Source organism: Streptomyces sp. NBC_00572 (genome assembly GCF_026341815.1).
Classification (GTDB): domain Bacteria; phylum Actinomycetota; class Actinomycetes; order Streptomycetales; family Streptomycetaceae; genus Streptomyces.
Genome location: NZ_JAPENX010000001.1, coordinates 6,245,734 through 6,266,028, shown reverse-complemented (window position 1 = coordinate 6,266,028; position 20,295 = coordinate 6,245,734). Strand labels below are relative to the sequence as shown.

16 protein-coding genes and 1 pseudogene are annotated in these 20,295 nt (G+C 72.0%); 8 read left to right on the top strand and 9 right to left on the bottom strand.

What is annotated here, in order from left to right:
• Positions 1–119 precede the first annotated feature (119 nt).
• Positions 120–593: a PH domain-containing protein gene (locus tag OG514_RS28540; RefSeq protein ID WP_266899690.1), complete on the top strand. Its 474-nt coding sequence runs from the start codon at positions 120–122 to the stop codon at positions 591–593.
• A 272-nt stretch (positions 594–865) separates the two neighbouring features.
• A complete protein-coding gene (locus tag OG514_RS28535; RefSeq protein ID WP_266899688.1) occupies positions 866–1,321 on the top strand; it encodes a DUF2690 domain-containing protein in 456 nt (151 codons plus the stop codon).
• Between the two features lie 467 nt (positions 1,322–1,788).
• Here OG514_RS28535 and OG514_RS28530 read toward each other — a convergent pair.
• The 4 genes and pseudogenes from OG514_RS28530 to OG514_RS28515 all read right to left on the bottom strand — a co-directional run bounded on the left by OG514_RS28530 (position 1,789) and on the right by OG514_RS28515 (position 7,382).
• Positions 1,789–1,876 (bottom strand): annotated as a pseudogene (locus tag OG514_RS28530).
• 35 nt (positions 1,877–1,911) lie between these two features.
• Entirely contained in the window at positions 1,912–2,646 is a 735-nt protein-coding gene (locus OG514_RS28525) for a hypothetical protein (protein ID WP_266899686.1), read from the bottom strand.
• Between the two features lie 67 nt (positions 2,647–2,713).
• Positions 2,714–6,223: a hypothetical protein gene (locus OG514_RS28520; protein ID WP_266899684.1), complete on the bottom strand. Its 3,510-nt coding sequence runs from the start codon at positions 6,221–6,223 to the stop codon at positions 2,714–2,716.
• A 103-nt stretch (positions 6,224–6,326) separates the two neighbouring features.
• Positions 6,327–7,382: a magnesium and cobalt transport protein CorA gene (locus OG514_RS28515; RefSeq protein ID WP_266899682.1), complete on the bottom strand. Its 1,056-nt coding sequence runs from the start codon at positions 7,380–7,382 to the stop codon at positions 6,327–6,329.
• Positions 7,383–7,558: 176 nt separating this feature from the next.
• Here OG514_RS28515 and OG514_RS28510 point away from each other — a divergent pair, with 176 nt between their 5' ends.
• Positions 7,559–8,548: a DUF4436 family protein gene (locus OG514_RS28510; RefSeq protein ID WP_266899680.1), complete on the top strand. Its 990-nt coding sequence runs from the start codon at positions 7,559–7,561 to the stop codon at positions 8,546–8,548.
• Here OG514_RS28510 and OG514_RS28505 read toward each other — a convergent pair.
• From OG514_RS28505 to OG514_RS28495, 3 genes are all read right to left on the bottom strand, one after another.
• Positions 8,538–10,133: an alpha/beta fold hydrolase gene (locus OG514_RS28505; protein ID WP_266899678.1), complete on the bottom strand. Its 1,596-nt coding sequence runs from the start codon at positions 10,131–10,133 to the stop codon at positions 8,538–8,540. The two genes, OG514_RS28510 and OG514_RS28505, sit on opposite strands and share 11 nt — an antisense overlap.
• Positions 10,130–11,440, bottom strand: a complete 1,311-nt coding sequence (locus tag OG514_RS28500; RefSeq protein ID WP_266899676.1) for an alpha/beta fold hydrolase — start codon at positions 11,438–11,440, stop codon at positions 10,130–10,132. Before OG514_RS28500 ends, OG514_RS28505 begins: the two co-directional genes overlap by 4 nt.
• Before the next feature lie 965 nt (positions 11,441–12,405).
• On the bottom strand, positions 12,406–13,371 hold the full coding sequence (locus OG514_RS28495) for a pirin family protein (protein ID WP_266899674.1): 966 nt from the start codon (positions 13,369–13,371) through the stop codon (positions 12,406–12,408).
• A gap of 120 nt (positions 13,372–13,491) precedes the next feature.
• On the opposite strand from OG514_RS28495, the gene OG514_RS28490 reads away from it, so the two are divergent.
• The 4 genes from OG514_RS28490 (at position 13,492) to OG514_RS28475 (ending at position 16,219) form a co-directional block, all read left to right on the top strand.
• The gene (locus OG514_RS28490) at positions 13,492–13,839 is read left to right on the top strand and encodes a M48 family metallopeptidase (protein ID WP_266899672.1); all 348 of its coding nucleotides are present in this window, start codon (positions 13,492–13,494) and stop codon (positions 13,837–13,839) included.
• Between the two features lie 171 nt (positions 13,840–14,010).
• Entirely contained in the window at positions 14,011–14,421 is a 411-nt protein-coding gene (locus OG514_RS28485) for a DUF6153 family protein (protein WP_266899670.1), read from the top strand.
• Positions 14,422–14,513: 92 nt separating this feature from the next.
• Entirely contained in the window at positions 14,514–15,191 is a 678-nt protein-coding gene (locus OG514_RS28480; RefSeq protein ID WP_266899668.1) for a DUF305 domain-containing protein, read from the top strand.
• Between the two features lie 110 nt (positions 15,192–15,301).
• A complete protein-coding gene (locus OG514_RS28475) occupies positions 15,302–16,219 on the top strand; it encodes a F510_1955 family glycosylhydrolase (protein ID WP_266899666.1) in 918 nt (305 codons plus the stop codon).
• A 113-nt stretch (positions 16,220–16,332) separates the two neighbouring features.
• Here the strand turns inward: OG514_RS28475 and OG514_RS28470 are convergent, their stop codons facing one another.
• The gene (locus OG514_RS28470; RefSeq protein ID WP_266899664.1) at positions 16,333–18,006 is read right to left on the bottom strand and encodes an amidohydrolase; all 1,674 of its coding nucleotides are present in this window, start codon (positions 18,004–18,006) and stop codon (positions 16,333–16,335) included.
• A gap of 66 nt (positions 18,007–18,072) precedes the next feature.
• A complete protein-coding gene (locus OG514_RS28465) occupies positions 18,073–19,488 on the bottom strand; it encodes a cytosine permease (RefSeq protein ID WP_266899662.1) in 1,416 nt (471 codons plus the stop codon).
• 153 nt (positions 19,489–19,641) lie between these two features.
• Here OG514_RS28465 and OG514_RS28460 point away from each other — a divergent pair, with 153 nt between their 5' ends.
• On the top strand, positions 19,642–20,295 hold the full coding sequence (locus tag OG514_RS28460; protein WP_266899660.1) for a TetR/AcrR family transcriptional regulator: 654 nt from the start codon (positions 19,642–19,644) through the stop codon (positions 20,293–20,295).

The window sequence follows — 20,295 nt, the reverse complement described above, 5'->3', positions numbered from 1 at the left end:
CCGTCGCCGCCGTGCCCCGCGGCACGGGCCGCCGCCTTCCCGGCGTCGGCCCGCCGACCCGCCGACGGATCCGGTGATCGCTCGGCCGGACGGGGAGAGTCCACGTAAAGTCCCTCACCATGCAACCCACTTCGGACCTTCCGATACCCACGCACCACTTGGGCAGCACCGCGCAGCAAGTCGTACTGACGACGGTGGGGGGCGTGTTCGCGCTGGTCGGCGTGCTGGCGTTCTTCAAGGCGGATGGCCCGTTCGGCATCGTCCTGCTCCTGGTGATCGGCGTCGCCGGCGCCTGGATCGCCGTCCGGGGCGCGGTCGTCGGCGTACGGGTCGACGCGGCCGGGATCACCGAGCGCGGCCTCGGGCGCTCGCGCACCGTCTCCTGGTGCTCGCTGCGTGAGGTGACCACCAGCCTTCGGGGGACGGGCCCGGCCGGGACGGGCGCTCCTTCACTCGTCCTGCGCGACGGGACCGAGGTACCGCTCCCGGCCATTTCCTCTTACTCCCCCCGCGCCACGCAGACCTACCTGGACGTCATCAGCGGCGCGCACGCGGTTCACCGCGCCGCCTGCCGTGGCTGCGATCCCGCCTGACCGAGGAAGCCTCGGGTCAACGGATGTGTTCGCCTCCACCCCATAAAGGCGAGCCGCAGCATGAGGTGCCATACCGGAGCAAGGGTAGGAAACGTGGAAATAACGCAAAGGCTGACTTAATTTGCCATCTACTCGCATGACCTCCACTCGAACTTCGACCGAAAATCTCGCTTTCGCCATCGGATAGGATTGCCAGCCCGACGCTCCGCTCCTATGATCATCCGGCGCCGCACATAAGTGCCCGCATGGCTTGATTTAAAATCGGAGTCCTCGTGAACAAGATATTGACCCGTGCCGCGACCGTCTCTTCTGCCGTCATCGCGATGAGCATGGTTCCCCTGGCCGGCACCTCCTTCGCCGCGAGCTGTAGCGGGGCGGGCTGCGACAACCAGGGCCCGAGGGCTACGGCCTGCGAGACGGCGAACGTCTCCACGGAACGGACCATCGACAACAACGGCCGCAAGGCCGAACTGCGCTGGTCGATGGGGTGCACCGCGGCCTGGGTCCGCGTGACGAACAACTCCTCGAACTCGCTCTACAACTCCTTCGGGTACATCGAGAAGTACGACGTGTCCGGCAAGCTGATCCGTTCGCTCAGCATCCGGGTCCCGTCCACCACGGGTGGCTCGGACTGGTCGAACATGCTGGGCGGGGGCGGCTACTACTACCGCGTCTGCGTCTCCTTCGTCGGCAACGAGTACCCGATGAAGTGCAGCACGAAGTTCTGAGACATCAGAACCGGGAGACGATGATTCGGACGCTTTTCTCTGTCCGACGATTCCCCCCAGTCAATTCTCCAGTCTTTTCTGCGCCAGAATTCGTACGCCGTACCCCTCACAGGGCTGCACGCACCACAGGGGTCCGGAGCACGTGCCCGCGCAACGGCGCCGACCACGAGAGCCGCAGGTCTGGAAAAGGAGCGGGTCCGAGGGCGTAGCCTGCCCCCGGACCCTGTCAATGCCACTCACATCACACGCCGGCACACTTGAGAACCCGGGTCATTCGTCATTGCGTCGCGTCCTGCCTTTGGACCACCGCCGATCGAGCTCGGCGGACCAGATTCGAACTGGCATTTCGACGCACCTGGGCCCGGGCCCGGTCGATCCGGCGATGAGCGGCGAATGCTGAGTCTGGAGCAATAGTCTGAGATTGACCGCGGTCTGCCTCTGCCTGGTTGGGCCATCCCGGCGTGAAGTGCCGGGAGGAGGACTCGAACCTCCACTGGAACCGCGGATGTCACGACAAGGCTCAGCTTCAGCTTTGCGCTCCTCGCGCACCCCGGCCGTGTTCTGTGGCCGGGGAGTCTGTGGTGTCCCGGCTACCCGAAGAGGTAGCCGAAGACGGCGTCGCCGACCCGCTGGTCGGTGACCTCGGCGCTGTTCGCCTCCTCGCGGGCGAACTTCACCGCCTGCTGGAGCTTCTCCACCCGCTCCAGCAGTTCGTTGACCCGCCGGGCCGGCAGCGCACCGGAGAACTTCACGGTGGTCCAGTAACCGACCGGCACGTCCTCGTAGTACACATCGACCTGCGCCGGGTGCTTGTCCGTCGCCTCCGCCTTCACGTGGTTGCGCGGCACCTTCTTCGTACGGACCGTGCGCACGACCTCGGTCTTCCACGCATCGGTCGACGGGTCCTGCGTCCACGACTCCGCCGCGTCCAGCACCGGAAGCTTGCGCACGAAGGTGTTGATGTCCGTGAGCTGCTTCTCCAGGAACAGGAGGTACCCCACGGGCACCCGCTCCACGAGCACACGCCCGTCGACCGTGATGTCGGCGCGTGCCTCGCAGTTCGCCCAGTCCTTGGTGGCCGTCACATCGAACAGGCGGGTCAGGGCCCGCGCGGTGTCGCGCAGGACGTCCTCGGCCTTCACCTGCACCAGCGTGGACTCGGGCGGCAGTTGCTCACCCTCCTCGTCCTTCGGCTGGTAGGTGCGGGAGATGCCGGCGAGCAACGCGGGCTTCTGCAGTCCGTGATGAGCTGCCGTCAGGTCCTGATGCGCCCGGGACTTGACGCCCTTTTCCACTGCGATGATCTGATTGAGTTTCGTTGCCACGTCGCTGACCCTAGACCGCGAGGCCACGGCTGATCGAATCTTTTTCCGGCCGGCGCCCGCGGCGGGTTCAGCCGCCTCCCAGGACCGTGGCGTACGCGGCCTCCCGGACCTCCAACTCCGGGTGGCGGCGCAGTTCCACGAGGGCCGTTCGGCAACGCTCCGGCCAGTCCAGGCGGGCGCCGAGGGCCGCGGCGAGGCCGACGGCAAGGAGGCCCTCCACCAGGCCGCCGTCGCCGCTCAGAACGCTGATCGCGGTCAGAACGGCGGCGGGGTCGGCGAGCGGCCTGCCGTACCGGTGTGCCTCCTCCACATCCTCGGCCACCCGAGCCGCGAGGACGGGTCGACCCTCGATCGCGGCGGTCAACTCACGCAGAGAGAGCAGCAGTTCGGGTTCTGCCGCCGCCAGGTCGACCGCCCGTACGAGGAGGGCGGTGCGGGTGGCGGTGACCGCCGGTTCGGCGGCCAGCTGCCGGGCCAGGACCGCGCACGTCCGAGGGTCCCGGATCGTCGAGCTGAAGAGGGAGTCGAGGCGACGCCGCGCCGGAAGATCACCGTCGCGTCCGCCGCCCTCCGGTTCGCCGGCCGCGATGAGCGCCAGCAGACGGTCCACGACGTCGTGCAGAAAGCTGCCGGGCGCCGCACCACCGATCGGATGGGGCAGTCCGGACTGGGCGAGCTCCGTCAGTGCGTACCCCGCCCGATAGACGCTCAGGGGCGAGGCGAGGTCGGTGTAGACGTCCGCCAGGGCGCTGCCGGCGGCGGGCGTGTACGGCGCCCAGTCGCGGAGGCCGTACAAGGCTTGGTTCGCCGTCAGTTCCTCGGGGGCGAAGGCCAGCCGGGCGACGAGCTCCCCGTACCGCGACCGGTGGGCGGGGGCCAGTTCCGCCGGGCTCAGGTCCAGGACCGCGTTCCGGGCGGCCTCGGGGCCGTCGGCGACCGCCGACTCCAGCAGGGCCCACATCCGCTCGTCCGGCAGCAGCGTCGCGGCCAGGCCGACGACGGTGGCGTGCACGTCCCGGTGGATGCCCGGGGTACGGCCGACGGTGGACAGGAGCGCGGTGGCGGCCCCCGGGGGCAGATGACGGGCGGCGAGCCTGGCGGCCGCCTTCCTGACGGTGACCTTCACCCCGGTCTCGCGGGTCAGGGCATCATGGAGCAGGGCGGCCACCCGGGTGGGCCGGGCGTGGGCCGCGGCGCGGGCGGCCGCGGACCAGGCGGCCGCCGCCCGGTCGTCGCCCGCGTGGTCGAGAAGGGCGCCGAGGGCCGAGGCCGGGTCGTCGGTGTGGGCGGCCGCGTCCAGGGCCGCCGCCGTCAAGGGGGACCCGACGTCGTCGGTCGAAGGATCCGCCGCCCTCTCGCGCCCGGGCGTGCTCGGCACCGGGGCGGTGTACCGCTGGAGGAGGGCCCTGCCGTGCTCCGGCACCGGGGCCACCGCGCGGAGCAGCGCCGCGCGTTCGTCAAGGCCCCGGCCGGGATCGGCGATGACGGTCGCGGCCAGCCGGACCGCGGCCTCCTGCTGCCGGGGCAGCCACCGGTCGGCGTACCGGAACGGGGGCAAGGGCCGGGGAGCGCCGGCCGCCGGGAACCTGCCGCCCGGAAGAGGTGTCCCGAGCAGGGCGCGGTCCAGCAGGTCGGTGCGTTCCGCGGCGAGGACGGCCAGCACCTGGGGCACGAAGGCCGCGGACGGCTCCCGCGCCAGCAACTGGGCCACGCGGTCGCCCCGCGACGCCGGGTCGGCCAGCCAGGCCACGGCGACCTCGCCGAAGACCCCGTCGGGGCAGTCGCTCAGGGCCTGTTCGAGACGCTTCTGGAGGTCCGGGATCCGGTACGCGCGACGTCCGGCGGACCTGACCAGCGCGAGCAGCGGCGCGACGTCTCCGGAGGCGGCGGCCCTGTCCAGCCACGGTCCGATCGCGCCGAGCACGGCGCCCGCTCCGCCGCCGCGCAACAGGGTGCCCAGGCCTCCGAGCCGTACCGCTCCGGTGTGCGCGGTCAGGGCTTCGACGAGGTGGACGGCGGTCCGCAGGGCGGTGGCACCGACAGCGTCGGCGGGCACGTCCGTGGTGGCCGCGCCGTCGGCGGCGCGCTCGTCCGTGGCGCTGGAGAGGAGCGTCACGGCCAGCGTCCGGATCGTGTCCCGGGTCGCGTGCGAGCAGTCCCGGGCCCTCAGGCCGTCGAGGCACAGCCGTTCCAGGGACGCGGACCCGGCGCGGCCCCCGGCGGACGCGCGGATCGCGAGGGCTGCCACGAGCGCGGGAGCCGGGAGGTCGGCGACGGCGGACAGGGCTTCCTCGCGTACGGGGTCGCGCTCGTTCGTGAGTCGTCCGGAGGCCAGCGCGAGGACCTCCGCGATCTGTCCCGGATCACGGCTGTGGCCGGCGTTGGCGATCAGCTGGTACCAGATCGTCCCGCGCTCGTCGGCGTCATCGGTACCGAGGCCGGCCAGCAGCTCCGGGCGGGCCTCGGCGGCCGGCAACAGGGCGAGGAGGCCCCAGAGGTCCCATCCCGCATGGGGTTCGGCGCGGACCGCGTCGATCGCGGCACGGGCCCGGGCGTGCCGCTCGGAGGGCGGCAGCGGGGCGATCACCCCCGCGTGCGCGCGGACGTTCCCACGCGGATCACCCGCGGCGACGACCGCGTCGACGAAACGGGCCCGGCGCCCCGGCGGCATCGATCGCAGCAGCACGCCGAAGGCCTCCCGGTGGAACCACCGGGCCCCCAGCGTCGGCAGGGAGGGCGGGTCCGCCGCCACCAGTTGCCGCATGACGGCTCGGCCCGGGGTCCGTTCCCACCGTGCGGCCGTCCGGTCGGGGGCGGCGAACCAGCGCACGACGCGCTCGGCGTCGACCGCGACGAGGTCGCCCAGCCGGTCGTGCAGCGGACCGGGCAGGTTGTCGGGGCCGTACCGCTCCAGCAGGTCCAGGACGCGACCCGGTGCGGCGGGCAGCGCTGCGGCGATTCCTGCGGCGTGCCGCCTCCACCAGAGGTCGCGCAACCGCTGCGGTATGCCCCCGAGTTCCCGCTCCGCATGGTCGAGGACGGCGGCGGGATGGCGTACGGCCAGTGTGCTCCAGCCCTCGAAGGCGAGCGCCCCGGCGAGTTCGGGCAGCAGCCGTGCCGTGAACTCCGTCGAGCAACCCGGCAGCAGGCGTGCCGCGTCCCGGTCGCCGTACTCGCCGCGCACCCGGAGCACGAGCCGCTCGGCGAGTCCGGGCCTTCGCCCGTCACGCAACAGCCGCGCGAGGTCGGCGCGGACCACGGCGGGCGCGTCGTCGTAGGCGGCCTCGACAGCGGCGTCCGGGACGGACAGTCGCCGGGCGCCGCGCAGCGCGTACCGACGGACCACGGGGTCCGGGTCGCCGAGCCGGGCCACCAGGTGATCCGGCTCTCCGCCGGTCAGGGCCGCCAGCGCGGCGAGGCGGCGTTCGTACGGGCTTCCCGCGGCCAGAGCGGTGAGCAGGGGCCGCAGTCCGCCTCCGGCGGCGAGCCGGTGAGCGGTGACGGCGGTGAACCGGAGCCGGGCGGCGTGCGGCAGGGGTTCGAGGGCGGCGAGCAGCTGGTCGGCAGTGGAGATCATCGCGGGCATTGTGCCTGACGGGGCTCCGTGACCCCACTGAATATCCCCGCACGGGAACGGCGACGTCCGGCCGGTGGGCGAGCGGGTTTCGCCCGCGCCGTCCTCACTCGGTGGAGGCCGGCGCGTCCCGCTGGACCGGGTTGGTCACCTCCGGCGTCGGCTGTGGCAGGGGGCCGCGGCGGCGGCGCAGCCAGACGTAGAGCATCAGGCAGGGCAGGAGCACTCCGCCGACGGTGAGGGCGAGGAAGGCCGGGAAGCCGCTGATGTGGCTGACCAGCCAGTCGAAGTTCTGCCCGAAGTAGCCGACGACGAAGGACAGCGGGAGGAACACGCTGGCGAGGATGGTGAGCCGTTCCATCGTGGCGCTCTGCCGGAGATTGATCTTGTTCTGCTCGACGGAGATCACCGCGATGTTCGCCTCCAGGACGGTGGTCAGAAGGTCGCGCTGGGCCGCGACCTCCTCGTTGACCAGCAGCAGGTGGTCGTGGACGTCGCGGATGTACGGCAGGAGCGCGGGGGGCGACTTGCCGGACTGCAGGCGCCGCCCGAGCACCGCGAGCAGCGGGTGCACGGCACGGTAGAAGTCGGTCGCCTCACGGCGCAGGAAGTAGATCCGTTGGGTCGGGGCGACCGCCCCGGAGAACACGGTGGCCTCGATCTGCTCGATGTCGCGTTCGAGCTCCTCGACGACCGGCGCGTAGCTGTCGACCACCTGGTCGAAGATGGCCCACAGCGTGGAGGCGCTGCCGGACTTCAGCAGCTCGGGTCGGCTCTCCAGACGGCTCCGGGCTTCGCTCAGCTCGCTCGCGATGCCCTGGCGAACCGTGATCACGAAGTGTTCGGCGAGGAAGATGCTGATCTCGCCGGTGTCGATCTCCTCCCGCTCGTCGTCGTAGCGTGCCGTGCGCAGGATGATCAGTTCGGTGCCGTCCTCGTACTGCTCCGCCTTCGGCCGCAGGTGGAACGTCCGGGCGTCCTCGACGGCCAGCTCATGCAGTCCGAAGACCTCACGGACCCGGCTCAGCTCCTCGGGGCTCGGTTCGAACATGCCCAGCCAGACGAATCCGCCCAGCCTGCAGCGCGCGGCCGCCTGCTCCAGCGGCATCGCACCCTCGTGCTGCCGACGCCCGTCCCGGTAATGAGCGCAGTCGACGATCATGGCCGCCTCCTCTCGGCCGGCCGACGTGCGCCGCCTCCTGCCATCGGCGGCGCGTGCGCCGTACCGACCTCACACCCATAGATGCTCCTCCGACTCACCGGGAATGTCCCGCCTGCCCGGCTCGGACTCGACGGTCGGGACGAGCCCGTTGCCCTTCTCACCTCGTCGGAGTCACCATGGCCCCACCCCCGCCATCGCCCCGCCCACGACGCTTCGGGACGTCGATCCTGCCGGTCCTGCTGCCGCTCGCGGTCCTGATCCTGGTGGCCGTGTCCGTCGGGTCGTGGCTGCAGGTCAGCGAGCGGGAGGCGAACGACACGGTCCACGCGATCGGATCCCAGGCCGCCGACCGGGTGGATGTGGAGGCCACCGTCCAGAGCGTCGACGCCGCGGCCAGAGAGCTCGTCCTGCGGGTCCGGGTCACCCCGCGCGGGGCCCTCGGTGAGGAGGACGGGACCGCCCCGGTGGCCGATCTCAGCCTCCAGACCTCCGTGGCGACCCTCAGCGACCTGGCGTTCAAGGCGCACGAGCGGCTCGCGCCCAAGGACGTGCAGGTCGCGACGACGGGTGGTTCGGTCGGCGACTACCCGTTCGACACCTACGAGACCGACATCGAGTTCTGGGCGCTGCTGGGTGGCAAGGAGGTGCCGGTGCGGATGCTCCTCACGAACAACAGCACGCTCTTCTCCGTCTCGGCGACGCCCCCGCCCTCCGGGCAGGAGGCCGTCGTGGCGCTGAGGCTGTCCCGATCGCCCAGCCTGCTCGTCTTCGCGATCTTCATGATGGTCGTGATGTGGGCGCTGGCGGCGTCCGTGCTCCTCGGGGCCTGGTACCTGACGACCCGCGCCAAGGGCCTGGTCTGGCCTGCCATGGCCTGGATGGCCGCCACGCTGTTCGCCCTTGCGGCGTTCCGCAACACCGCTCCCGGCACACCCCCGATCGGTTGTGTGATCGACTGGTTCGCCTTCCTGTGGGCCGAGACCGTCATCGCCCTGTGCCTGATCACCGTGGTCGTTCAGGCGTCCGCACCGCCCTCCGCTCGGACGACACCCACCCCACCTGAGCCACCGATCACCGTCCACCGCGACACGGAGCCCGGCCCGCGCCCCTCTGGTTCGAGGGAGCGGGCCGGGCAGGGGAGCCGGTGCTCGGCTTCTACGGTGTGATCTCGAACTGAGGCGGCTGGAGGCCTGCGAGGCATCCGGTGTTCGGCGCGTTCGGGGTGGCGAAGAAGGAGGTGGTGATCTCCTGCGCGCACCGAGAGTCCGCGAAGACCACGTGGGCGACGTAGGGGACCGTGACGGCCGTGGAGCGGCTCAGCGTACGGGCGGCGTACGCCCCGCTGCTCGGCGCGGTCTGGGCGTCGAACCCGCCGGACAGGACGAGCGTCGGGATGTCGCTGCGCGTCACCTTCCGGATCGAGCGCGGTGCCGCGGGGACGTCCCAGGCGCGGCAGTCCGCGTGGAGCCAGCTGAGCAGCGGAGCGTTGGCCAGCACCGAGCGGGGGAACGACGGGAAGAGCTGCCGCCCTGCCCTGAGCACGTCCTCCTCGCTCTCGTACGGTGTCCACTCGCTGCAGAAGACGCCGAAGGCGAGGCCGTGGGAAACCCTCCCGTTGGCCTGCGGGCTGAGCCTCCCGCCCGCCAACTGCTCGGCGATCCGCTGCGGGTTGCCGTGCGCCAGCTCGTCGAGGGAGCGGGGCACTCCGGCCGCGAGATGACTGGCGAAGGTCAGCCAGTTCACCAGCAGTCCGCCGTCCAGCACGACCTTCACCGGCTCCGGGTGGTCCGGGACCGTGACGGTGGTGGTGACCGGTCGGGCCTCCAGCTCGCGGACGAGGCGCTCGAAGGTGGCCTTGAGGTTCGGATAGCGGGCGTTGCATGCGGCCTGCTCCGCGCAGGCCTTGAAGATACCGTCGAAGCCCTCTCGTGCGGCCTTCCAGGTCACGGCCCCTCCGGCGAGGGACGGCGGCAGGACGCCGTCGATGCCGACCGACCGGATGCCCTTCGGGTGCAGGCGCATGTACTGGAGCGCCAGGTCGGTGCCGTAGGAGATGCCGAAGACGTTCCACTGCTTGATGCCCAGCGCCTTGCGCAGGCCGTCGTAGTCGGCGGCGCTCTCGGTGCCGTTGTAGGCGCTGAGGTCGGCTCCGCGGCTCACCAGCCGGTCGCGGCATTCCCGCGTCTCCTCGACGTGCAGACGTCCGGTGGACGGCGCGCCGAAGACGAGACCGAGGGCACGCGCGGCGAACGCGTCCACGTTCGGGCAGGTGAGCTCCGGGTCGGCGGAGTACGTCCCCCGCTGGGACATGAAGATCACGTCACGGTCGCGGTTGAGCCCACCGGCGACGGCCATCGGGATCTCGGACACCGCGTCGTCGCCGGGCCCGCCGGCGAGCCACACGATCGGGTCGGACGCCCGTCTGCTGGTGGCCGCGGGGATGATCGCGACACCGAGGGTGATCTTCTTCCGCGCCTTGTGGCGGGAACGCTTCTCGGGCACGGTGAGCGTTCCGCAGCGGGCGCGCTCCAGGTCGGGGATGGGGTCCGCCGTCCTCGGGCAGGGGCCGGGCTCGAAGCGGGCGTCGCCCGCCGTCCGGGCGACCGTGCCGAGCGGCTCCGCGACGCCGGACTCGGCTTGTGCGGGCATCGCGGCGAGGCCGGCGACGAGGACACTCGCGGTGGCCCCGGCGAGCAGGGCCGCGAGGCGGCGCGACGTGCGCCGGCGAGGGGGTGGGCAGAGGGACGTCATGTTCGCTCCGGGAGGGGGGTGATGGTGAACGGTGCCGGTGCGAGTCCTGCGACGCAACCGGTGTCGGGCGCGGTCGGACGCGCGAGGAAGGACGCCAGGACGCTCTGCGCGCAGGGCGACTGGGGAACCACGAAGTGGCCGATCCCGGGAATCCGCACGGCGGTCGAGCGGGGCAGCGTGCGTCCCGTGTACGGCCCCCACTTCGCTCCGGTCTTGGCGTCGAAGGTTCCGGAGACGATGAGCGTCGGCACCTTGCTGAAGGTGGCCACCCGCTGGATCGCGGTGCGGTCCGGGACGTTCCAGACGCGGCACAGGTCGTGCTCGAAGGGCAGCTGCGGTGCTTGGGCGAGGACCGTGTCCGGCCACCCGGGGAAGGCCCGGCGCCCCGCCGCCAGGAGGTCGGACTTCGAATGGCCCGGCACCCATTCGCTGCACGCCACCGAATGCGTCAGACCGTGGGCCATCTCGCCGATGACGGGCGTCGCGCCGGCGGCTTGTACCTTCGCGAGGCGCTCGGGGTTGCCGCGGGCGAGTTCGTCGAGTGCCGCGGGGACGTCCACGGCCGGCATGGCGCGGCCGTTGGTGACCAGGATGTTCACCAGGGTTCCCCCGTCGAGGACGACCTTCACCGGGTTCCCTCCCCCGGGCGGCTCCACCGTCAGCGTCAGGGGGTTCGCCTCCAGGCGCCGGACCTGTTCGGTCAGTGTCCGCGGGAGGTCCGGGTAGCGGCTCTTGCAGCTCGGCTGGGCCGCGCACGCGTCGAAGATCGCACCGATTCCCTCCCGGGCGCTGTCCCAGGTCCACGGCAGGCTGACGATCTGCGGGGGTACGACCGAGTCGATCGCCACCGAACTGATCCCCTGGGGGTGCCGGCGCAGCAAGGTGAGGGCCAGGTCGGTGCCGTAGGAGTAGCCGTATACGTTCCACCGCTCGACGCCCAGCGTCCTGCGCAGGTCGGCGAAGTCGGCGGCGTTCTCGGTGGTGTTGTAGGCGCGCAGATCGACGCCTTCGGCCGTCAACCGGTCCCGGCACTCCTTCGCCGCCCGTACGAGCCGCCGTCCGGTCGAGGGCGCGTCGTAGCGCAGCCCGACGGCCTCCCCGTAGAACCGGTCGATCTCCGGGCAGGCGAGGTTCGGACGCGAGTGGAGCCCTCCGCGCTGGGTCATGACGATCAGGTCGCGGTCGCGGTTGACCTTGGAGTCGATCAGGAAGGGGATGGCCCCGATCGCGTCGCCGCCGGGCCCCCCTTCCATGAACACCACCGGGTCTCCGGCGGGCTTGGTCGACGTGGCCGGAATGATGGCCACGGTCAGCTTGATGGTCCGTCCGCCACGATGGGCCCGGTTCTCGGGCACCTCCAGGAGCCCGCACCGGCCGGGGATCGGCTCGGGCGTGTCCGGGCAGGGACCGGGCACGAACCGCGCCGGAGCACCACCCGGCGGGGGCCATGGGAGGTCTGACGACCCGGCGCTGCTCGGTGTCGGGGCGACGGCGCCCAGGAAGGCGAGGCCCGCTGCGGCCACCGCCGCCTTGGTGCGCGCGTCCCCGGGGGTTCGCCGCGCGTGGTGGTGTTCCCCCCGTTTCCGTACGAACCAGCCGCTCCCCCGAACGGCCGGTAGGCAGCCCGTCCTGTCGTCCTGTTCCGTCATGATCCCGTCTCTCCCGCGTGGTTGACCCTCTCGACTGTCCCGGCTGGGACGATGCCGTCCGGCTCGGCCCGCTGCCGCGTGGTTCGGGCGGGCACCGCCGTGGACCAGCCTGAATTCGCGGCGGGAGGTCCACCACTCGTGGGGTCCACCCGGAGCAGCCGGGCGCGACGGGAGGCATCCGGCCGGGTGTCGACGCGCTCCTGCCGACCGGGGGTTTCCGTGGAGGGCCACCCGTGGCCGCTGGTTTCGACTGCGGGGGCGTAACGTGCTCACGCGCACGAGGGCGTCGTCTCAGCAGCGGAAACGTCGCCACCCGCGGATTCAATGACGGTTCAGGTGGGTCGTTGCGAGGAGGGGCCGCTCGCAACGACCCGCCTGCGGCCCCCACGGCAAAGGCCGGGACCACCGCCGCCTCGCGTGTGCGGGTTCTCCGGTCCACCTCCGCTCACGCGGAGAGGACCGGCCTCGTCGGCGGCGGGTCCATCTTCGTCTTGGTGGAAGCTTCTGAGCCCAGCACAGAGTTGACGATCAGTCGGCAAGGCGGCGAAGGGCAGCCCGGCCCCGCACACCCCGTTCGGGTATCGGCCGGCAGAAGGACATCAGCCGGCAGCGGAAGGACCAGGTCAGCGCACCCGCCCCCGGGCCTTGAGCGGGGTCGGGGGGACCTCCGGGGCGTCCAGGCGGTCGCCGTCGTAGCCCTTGACCTCGCCGAAGCGGTCGCTCGCCGTCCAGGCCTCCCGCGCCTCGCGGATCTCCTCGTCCGTGCGACCCACGAAGTTCCACCACATGACGATCTCCTCCTCGAAGGGCTCGCCGCCGAGGAGCATCAGGCCGGCGTCGGAGACCGCGCGGAGGGGCAGCTCGGTGCGGCCGCAGCCCAGGTAGAGCATGGAGCCGGGGAGGACCGGGACGCCGTCGACATGGGCCTCACCGGACATGGCCAGGACGGCGTACTCGAAGTCGGGGTCCAGGGGGAGGTTCGTCTCGGCGCCGGCCGTGAGCGCGAGATCGGCGCCGACGATCGGGGTGTACGTCGTGCCGGGCGAGACGGCGCCGTCGAGCTCGCCGAGGATGACCGTGGCCGTGAGGCCCGGGGTGGTGACCCGGGGCAGATCGGCATGGTGCTGGAAGTGCGGCTCCACATGGCGGTGGGTGTCGGGGAGGGCCACCCAGAGCTGGGCGCCGTGGAGGAAGCGGGCGTGCGACGTGGGGCTCTCCTCCGAGTGGGAGATGCCCCGGCCCGAGGTCATGAGGCCCAGTTCGCGCGGCCGGACGGTCTGGAGGCTGCCGGTGGAGTCCCGGTGCAGGACCTCTCCGTCGTGGAGCCAGCTGACGGTCTGGAGTCCCATGTGCGGGTGCGGCGGAACCTGCATGCCCGGTTCGTCGGCGATGTCGTCCGGCCCGTAGTGATCCACGAAGGCCCAGGCTCCGACCATCCGGCGGCCCAGGTTGGGGAGCAGTCGGCGGACCTCGGTCGACTCCCCGAGCTGAACGTGGCGGGGGCTGAGGAGTTCCCGTACCGGCTCGGCGACGACGAATCCGCGACCGCCGCACACGGTCAGCGCGGCCTGACGATCAAGATTGCTCATGCTCAACCTGTTCCTGTCCGGAGAGAGTGACCATAGTGGAATGTTCAACCATCTCGGTTTGTTGACCTGGTCGACCACCCCACAGGGTGGCAGATCCGGGCCTCTGGAAAGGGCGAGCAAGTGAGCGACACGTACTACGAGTTCGGAACAGCCGGCGAACGCTGGGACCGGGCCCGGTTCTTCTTCGACGCGAAGGAGTACGGAACCGCCGTGCGCGTCCTGCGCGGCCTGGTCGCCGAGCACCCGGAGCAGACGGCCCAGCGACTCCTCCTCGCACGGGCCTACTACCACTCCGCCCAGCTCTCCCGCGCCGAGGCGGAACTGCGGGAGATCCTGGAGCGCGACCCGGTCGAGCACTACGCCCGGCTGATGCTGGGTCGCACCCTGGAGCGCCTGGGACGCACGGACGAGGCCGCGCCGCACCTGCGGATGGCCGCCGCGATGACCGGCGAGACTCCCCCGGCCTGACGCGGCCGGTCCGACGCGGCGCGTGACACCGTCGACTCGGCGTGGCGCGTGACACCGCCGCGCTGACGCGGCGCGTGACACCGCCGCTCCGGCGCGGGCATCCGCCACGCGCCTCCTGACGCGGTCCCGATACCCCCGTCCGGTATATTCGGCGGCCAGGAGGTCCTGGCCGTGGGTACACACCGAGCAGAACGCCGTCGACGAGCAGAAGGCGCCCTGGCGCACCTTCTGCTCGTCGTCGTGCTCGCGCTCGGGGTGTTCCTGATGCATGCCGTCGGCCACCCCGAGGGGTCCGGCGGCGGCATGGAGCCCCCTTCCGCGTCCGCCCACCACTCCGGCGCCGCCTCCCACGACGGCGACGACTCCGACGCCCGGCACGAACCGGGCACGGGGATGGACATGACCACGCTGTGCGTGGCCGTCCTCACCGGCTGGCTGCTCATGGGGCTCGTCAGAGCCGCGCTCGGACGACGCCCCGACTGGATGGCCCTCCTCCTCGCGCGGCTCACCCCCGCACTGGGGCCGCACGCACCCCCGCCCCGACCTCCCGACCTCGCCCGGCTGTCCGTCCTGCGGATCTAGGCCGTACCGCCACCGCGGGCGCCTCGCGCTGCCCGTGAACGCCTTCGGCCTGCCCATTTCCGTCTGTACGACCAGCACCCGAGGTATCACCCATGCGTTCCTTCACCCACCGCAGCGCCAGGAAGCTCGCCCTCCTCGGCGCCGCCACCGCGACCGGGCTCCTGCTCACCGCCTGCGGCACCGACGACGGCAAGACCGGAATGGACCACGGCGCGTCCTCGTCCGCGTCCCCGTCCCCGTCCGCAGCGGCTTCCACCCCCGGTTCCGCCTCGGCTTCCGCCACCGCGGCCGCCGCCCCCGGCGCCTTCAACGACGCGGACGCCATGTTCGCGCAGATGATGATCCCCCACCACGAGCAGGCCCTGGAGATGGCGAAGCTCGCCGAGGGCCGGGCCGAGGACCCCGAGGTCAAGAAGCTGGTCACCGCCATCGAGCAGGCCCAGGACCCGGAGATCCAGAAGATGAAGGCATGGCTCAAGGGCTGGGGCAAGCCCGAGTCCGCCGGTCACGGCTCCGGCGGCGGGGGCGGTCACGGCATGGCCGGGATGATGTCCGAGCAGGACATGAAGGATCTGGCCGCCGTCAAGGGCAAGGCCTTCGACCGCACGTTCGCCGAGCTGATGATCGCCCACCACGACGGCGCCGTCGACATGGCCGAGGACGAACAGAAGAACGGCCGGAACGCCACGGCCAAGGCGCTCGCCGACGACGTCGTACGGACCCAGTCCGCCGAGGTCGCCACCTTGAAGAAGGTCCTCGCCCGCCTCTGACCCGGCCCGGCTCCACCCTTCCCGTACACGCGCGCGTGGCGCAGGCGGCCCGTCCCTCCCCGGGGCGGGCCGCCCCCCGCCGCCTCCCCTGATCCACAGGCGAAAGAACGATGAAGAAGCCTTTCTCCGGCCTCTCGGCCCTCACTCTCCCCCTTCCCCTCCGCCGCACCCCCACCCTCACCGCCGCTGCCACCGCCGTCACCATGGCCCTGGCCCTCACCGCGTGTTCGTCGTCCGGGGACCCGGCCCCCGAGGGCGGGTCCGGTGCGGCCCTCAGTCACATCCACGGCCTCGGCGTCCGCGGCGAAACCCTCTACGTAGCCACCCACCAAGGGCTCCACACCCCGGACGCCGACGGCCGGCCGACCCCGGTCGGCGACCGCCGCGACGACTTCATGGGTTTCACCGTCACGGCCGGGGGAGCCTTCCTCGCAAGCGGCCACCCCGCCCCCGGCGGCGACGGGCCCGCCGACCTCGGTCTCATCGCGTCGACGGACTCCGGACGCACCTGGCAGGAGAAGTCACTCGCCGGGAAGGTCGACTTCCACGCCCTGGACACCGCAGCCGACTCCACCGTCTACGGGTACGACAGCACCAACGGCCTGTTGCGGGTCAGCGCGGACGGCGTCACCTGGGGCGACCGTGCCACGCTGCGCGCCGTCGACATCGCCGTCTCCCCCACCGCCCCGGGCACCGTCCTCGCGACCACCGAAACCGGAGTGGCCCGCAGCACGGACGGCGGCCGGAGCTTCGCCCCGGGTGCGGGCCGGGTCCTCGCGCACGTCTCCTGGGGTGCCCCCGACGCCCTCTTCGGCATCGATCCGAACGGCGTCCTCTTCCGCGGTACGGGCGGCGGCACCGGATGGACGCGCGTCTCCACCGTCCCGGGCGGAGGCCCGCAGGCGCTCACGGTCGTGGACGCCCGCCGTCTGCTCGTCGCGACTCAGGACGGCGTGTACGAGTCCCGGAACGCGGGCCTCACCTTCGATCGGCGGATGGTGGTGAAGTCCGGGAACGACGGCCACTGACCGACGGCGGCATCGGCGTCGCACGACACCGGCATCCTCACGGCGGAGGCCGCCGGGTCACCCGGACCCGGCGGCCGTTCACCCCCACGGGTGCTCCGCGCCGCCTCCCCGGCTCAGTGCTCCACGACCACTTCCCCGCCCACCACGACCGTCTCCGCCACCGTGCCCGGGATCTCCTCCGGGGCGATGCGCAGGATGTCGCGGGAAAGGACGACGAAGTCGGCCAGCTTGCCGACCGTCAGCGAACCTCGCTCATGCTCCAGGAAGTTGGCGTACGCGGAGCCCATCGTGTAACCCTCGACGGCGGCGACGACGTCGATCGTCTCGCCCGCCGTCCAGGCCTCCCCGCCACCGGGCGGGCGACGGGTCACGGCGGCGTGGATACCGACCATGGGGTCCATCTCGGCCACGTTCCAGTCGCTGGAGAGGGCGAGGACGGCGCCCGCCTCGCTCAGGCTGCGCAGCGGCCAGGCCTTGTGCCAGCGGCCGGGGCCGACGTTCTCGGCCCAGTCCTGGCCCGGTCCCGCGATGTCCGGGGCGGCGTGCCGGGGCTGCATGCAGGCGACGACGCCGAGTGCGGCGAAGCGCGGGGTGTCGGCCGGGTCGAGGCACTCCACGTGGACGATCTGGTGGCGGGCGTCACGCGGCCCGTTGGCGGCCCGGGCCCGCTCGACGGCGTCGAGGACGGTACGGATGCCCCGGTCGCCGGTGGCGTGGACGAAGCACTGGAAGCCGCGCGCGTCGAGCCGGGTGAGCAGGTCGGCGAACTCCTCGGGCGGGTAGAAGGTGTCGCCGCGGTGGTGGGAGCAGCCGGCGTACGGTTCCAGGAGGGCGGCCGTACGGGGTTCCACGACGTCGTCGATGTACAGCTTGAGCGGGCCGACCCGCAGCCGGTCGTCCGCGAACTCCTTTGCCACGGACTGGAATTCGTCCAGGTCGGTGTCGGTCGTGCCGCGGGGGTGGAACAGCGCGGCGACGATCCGGGAGCGCAGACGGCCCTCGGCACGGGCGCGCTGGAAGAGGGCGAGGTCGTCGAGCGAGTTCTGGGGTTCGACGACGGTGGTGATGCCGAAGGCGATGGCGTCGTCGAGGCTCTTGGCGAGGCGGCCGTACTGCCGGTCCGGGGAGGCCCACGGGACGCCGAGTTCACGAAGGGAGCGGTGGCCGTCGCGGGAGAGTCCCCTGACCGCGAAGTCCTTGACGAAACCGGTGGGTTCGCCGGTCGTCGGGTCCGTGACGGCCCGCCCGAAGGGGAGGTCGGTGTGGTCGCGGTCGACGCCGAGCCGCCGGAGGGCGGCGGTGTTGAGCCAGGCGGTGTGGACGTCGTAGCTGAGCACGAGGGCGGGGGTGTCGCCGGTGGCCGGGTCGAGGTCGGCGGCGGTGGGCATGCGACCGTCGGGGACGGCGGAGTAGTCGAAGGCCTCGGCCTCGATCCACTCGGCGTCCGGGTGTGCGGTGTGCCAGGTGCGGATGCGGTCGTGGATCGCGTCGAGGGTGCGGGCGCCGGCGAGTTGGACGCAGGCGTCGTCGGAGCCGAGGCGGACGTGGTTGTGGGCGTCGACGAAGCCGGGCAGGACGAGCCGTCCGCCGCCGTCGAGGACCCGGGTGCCGGGCCCGGCCCAGGCGCCGGCCTCGGCGTCGGAGCCGATCCAGACGATCCGGCCGTCACGTACCGCGAGGGCCTCGGCCTCGGGGAGCGCGGGGTCGACGGTGTGGATCCGGGCGCCGGTGAGGAGGAGGTCGGCGGGGACGGGAGTGTTCGCGGTGGCGGGGGTGGTGCTGTTCATGCGGGGTGACTCCGTGACGTGCGTACGAGGGGTGGTGAAGGGGTTGCCGGGGCGGAGTGGGGGGCCTCAGCCGCGTACCGGCGCCACGGTCCGTCGGGCGAGGAGCACGTACACCAGGGCCGAGACTCCCGCACCGAGCAGCGTGAGGTCCGCGCCGCCGAGCGGGGTGACGAGCGGGCCGGTCCACAGCTCGGAGTCGCAGGTGAGCGCCGAGAAGAGGAGGCCGGAGGCGAGCGCGATCAGGCCCGCCGGGTGCCAGCCGGAGCGGTACCAGTACGTCCCGCCGGTGCTCGCGTGCAGTCCGGCGGAGTCGTACGTGCAGCGGCGGAGCACCATGTCGGCGAGGAAGACGCCGCCCCAGGGGGCGAAGACGATGATCAGGAGGGAGAGGAAGGAGAGGAGCGAGGTGGTGAAGTCGGTGAGGAAGAGGGCGCCGAGGGAGCCGACGGCCGTCACGGCGGCACTGATGACGATGGCGCGGGCCCGGCTCCAGGGGATGCCGAGGACCTGGAGGTTCAGGCTCGACGAGTAGAGCGTGATGATCGAGTTGGTGACCGACCCGCCGAGGACCAGGGCCAGGAAGAGCGGCTGGAACCAGCCGGGGAGCAGGCTCTCGGTGCCGGCGACGGCGTCGGTCATGTCGACCTGCGTCGCCGCGGCCACCCCGGCGACGCCCAGGGCGACGGAGGAGACGAAGCCGCCGAGGGCTCCGCTCCAGGTCACGGCCTTGAGGGAGGTCGTGCGGGGCAGATAGCGGGTGTAGTCGGCGGGCATGGGGAGGTAGGAGAAGGGGCCCGCGAGCATCACCACGAAGGCGAGGCTCCAGCCGGCGGCGCCGGGCGCGGCGGAGGGGGCGGAGGTGTCGGCGCCGGGCAGTACGAGGACGAGCAGGGCGGCGAATCCCGCGGCCAGGACGTAGGCCATCCAGCGTTCGGCGAACTGGACGGTGGCGTGGCCCCAGAGGGCGACGGCGAAGGTCAGCGCGAGGGTGACGCCGAGGGCGAGCGCCCGGGCGGCGGATCCGCCGCTCCAGCCGAGGTCGGCGAAGAAGGCTTCGAGGGCGAGGGTGCCCACCACGGTGTTCACGATCGTGTAGCCGATGCTGACGATCCAGTTGAGCAGGCCGGCCGGCCAGTTGCCGCGTCGGCCGAAGGCCGCGCGGGAGATGACGAGGGTGGCGGTGCCGGTGCGGACGCCGCTGAGTCCGGCCGCGCCGATGGCGAGGAAGGAGAGGCCGCCGATCACGACGACGGCGGTGGCCTGCCAGAAGGAAAGGCCGAAGGCGACGGCGAGGGCGCCGTTGATCACGTAGGTGAAGGTGAGGTTGGAGCCGAACCAGAGCCAGAAGACGTCCTTGGCGCTGCCGTGGCGTTCGGCGTCGGGTATGGGGTCGATCCCGTGCTCCTCGACCTGGAACACCTCGTCCCGGGCCGTGGTCGCCGTGGCCCCCGTGGTCGCCGGCGCCGTCTCGTGTCCGAGCACACCGCACCTCCTGATCTTGAATGCCGTTCTAAGTTTTAGAATGGCATTCAAGATGTGCGATGGGTTCCGGCCACGTCAAGACCTTCGGGGGTTGCGATTAGGGTCGACCCGGAGCGAACGCACCGGCGGATCGGCGGAACGGGGACTGTGGCGGTGGCAGGGTCGGCACGACGGCGGGACGGGCACGTCACCCAGGAACGGATGCTGGAGGAGGCCATGACGGCGATCGCCGAGGACGGCCTCTCCTCGCTCACGATGTCGGCCCTCGCGGAACGGCTGGGCACCAGCGGCGGCCACATCCTGTACTACTTCGGCAGCAAGGACCTGCTGCTGCTCGCCGCGCTCCGGTGGAGCGAGGCCGCGCTCGCCGAGGAGCGCCGCGCGCTGCTGTCGCGGCGGACCACGGCCGAGCGCAAGCTCGACCAGTTCCTCCGGCTCTATCTGCCGCACGGCCCGCGCGATCCGCGCTGGACCCTGTGGATCGAGCTGTGGGCGCGCACCCCCGGCAACAGCGCGCTCGGCGAGGCACAGGAAGAACTGGACCGGGGCTGGCAGGAGGACCTGGAGGCCCTGCTCGCGGCGGGGGTCGCCCGACGGCGTTTCGCCCCGCTCGACGTCCGTGCCCGCGCCTCCGAACTCCTGGCCCTGCTCGACGGGTTGAGCACCCGGGTCGTCCTGGGCCAGGAGTCCGGCCGCGATCCTCGGCCCGCCCTGGAGGCCGCCCGGTCGGCCGCACGGGCGCTCGTCGCCCCGTACGCCTCCCGTGCCTCCGATGCGGACGGCGCCCCGGGCGGCACCACGGATTGA

Coding starts and splice junctions, on each gene's coding strand:
- OG514_RS28540 (WP_266899690.1), top strand. CDS start 120: ATGCAACCCACTTCGGACCTTCCGATACCCACGCACCACTTGGGCAGC.
- OG514_RS28520 (WP_266899684.1), bottom strand. CDS start 6,223: ATGATCTCCACTGCCGACCAGCTGCTCGCCGCCCTCGAACCCCTGCCG.
- OG514_RS28515 (WP_266899682.1), bottom strand. CDS start 7,382: ATGATCGTCGACTGCGCTCATTACCGGGACGGGCGTCGGCAGCACGAG.
- OG514_RS28510 (WP_266899680.1), top strand. CDS start 7,559: ATGGCCCCACCCCCGCCATCGCCCCGCCCACGACGCTTCGGGACGTCG.
- OG514_RS28505 (WP_266899678.1), bottom strand. CDS start 10,133: ATGACGTCCCTCTGCCCACCCCCTCGCCGGCGCACGTCGCGCCGCCTC.
- OG514_RS28495 (WP_266899674.1), bottom strand. CDS start 13,371: ATGAGCAATCTTGATCGTCAGGCCGCGCTGACCGTGTGCGGCGGTCGC.
- OG514_RS28480 (WP_266899668.1), top strand. CDS start 14,514: ATGCGTTCCTTCACCCACCGCAGCGCCAGGAAGCTCGCCCTCCTCGGC.
- OG514_RS28475 (WP_266899666.1), top strand. CDS start 15,302: ATGAAGAAGCCTTTCTCCGGCCTCTCGGCCCTCACTCTCCCCCTTCCC.
- OG514_RS28470 (WP_266899664.1), bottom strand. CDS start 18,006: ATGAACAGCACCACCCCCGCCACCGCGAACACTCCCGTCCCCGCCGAC.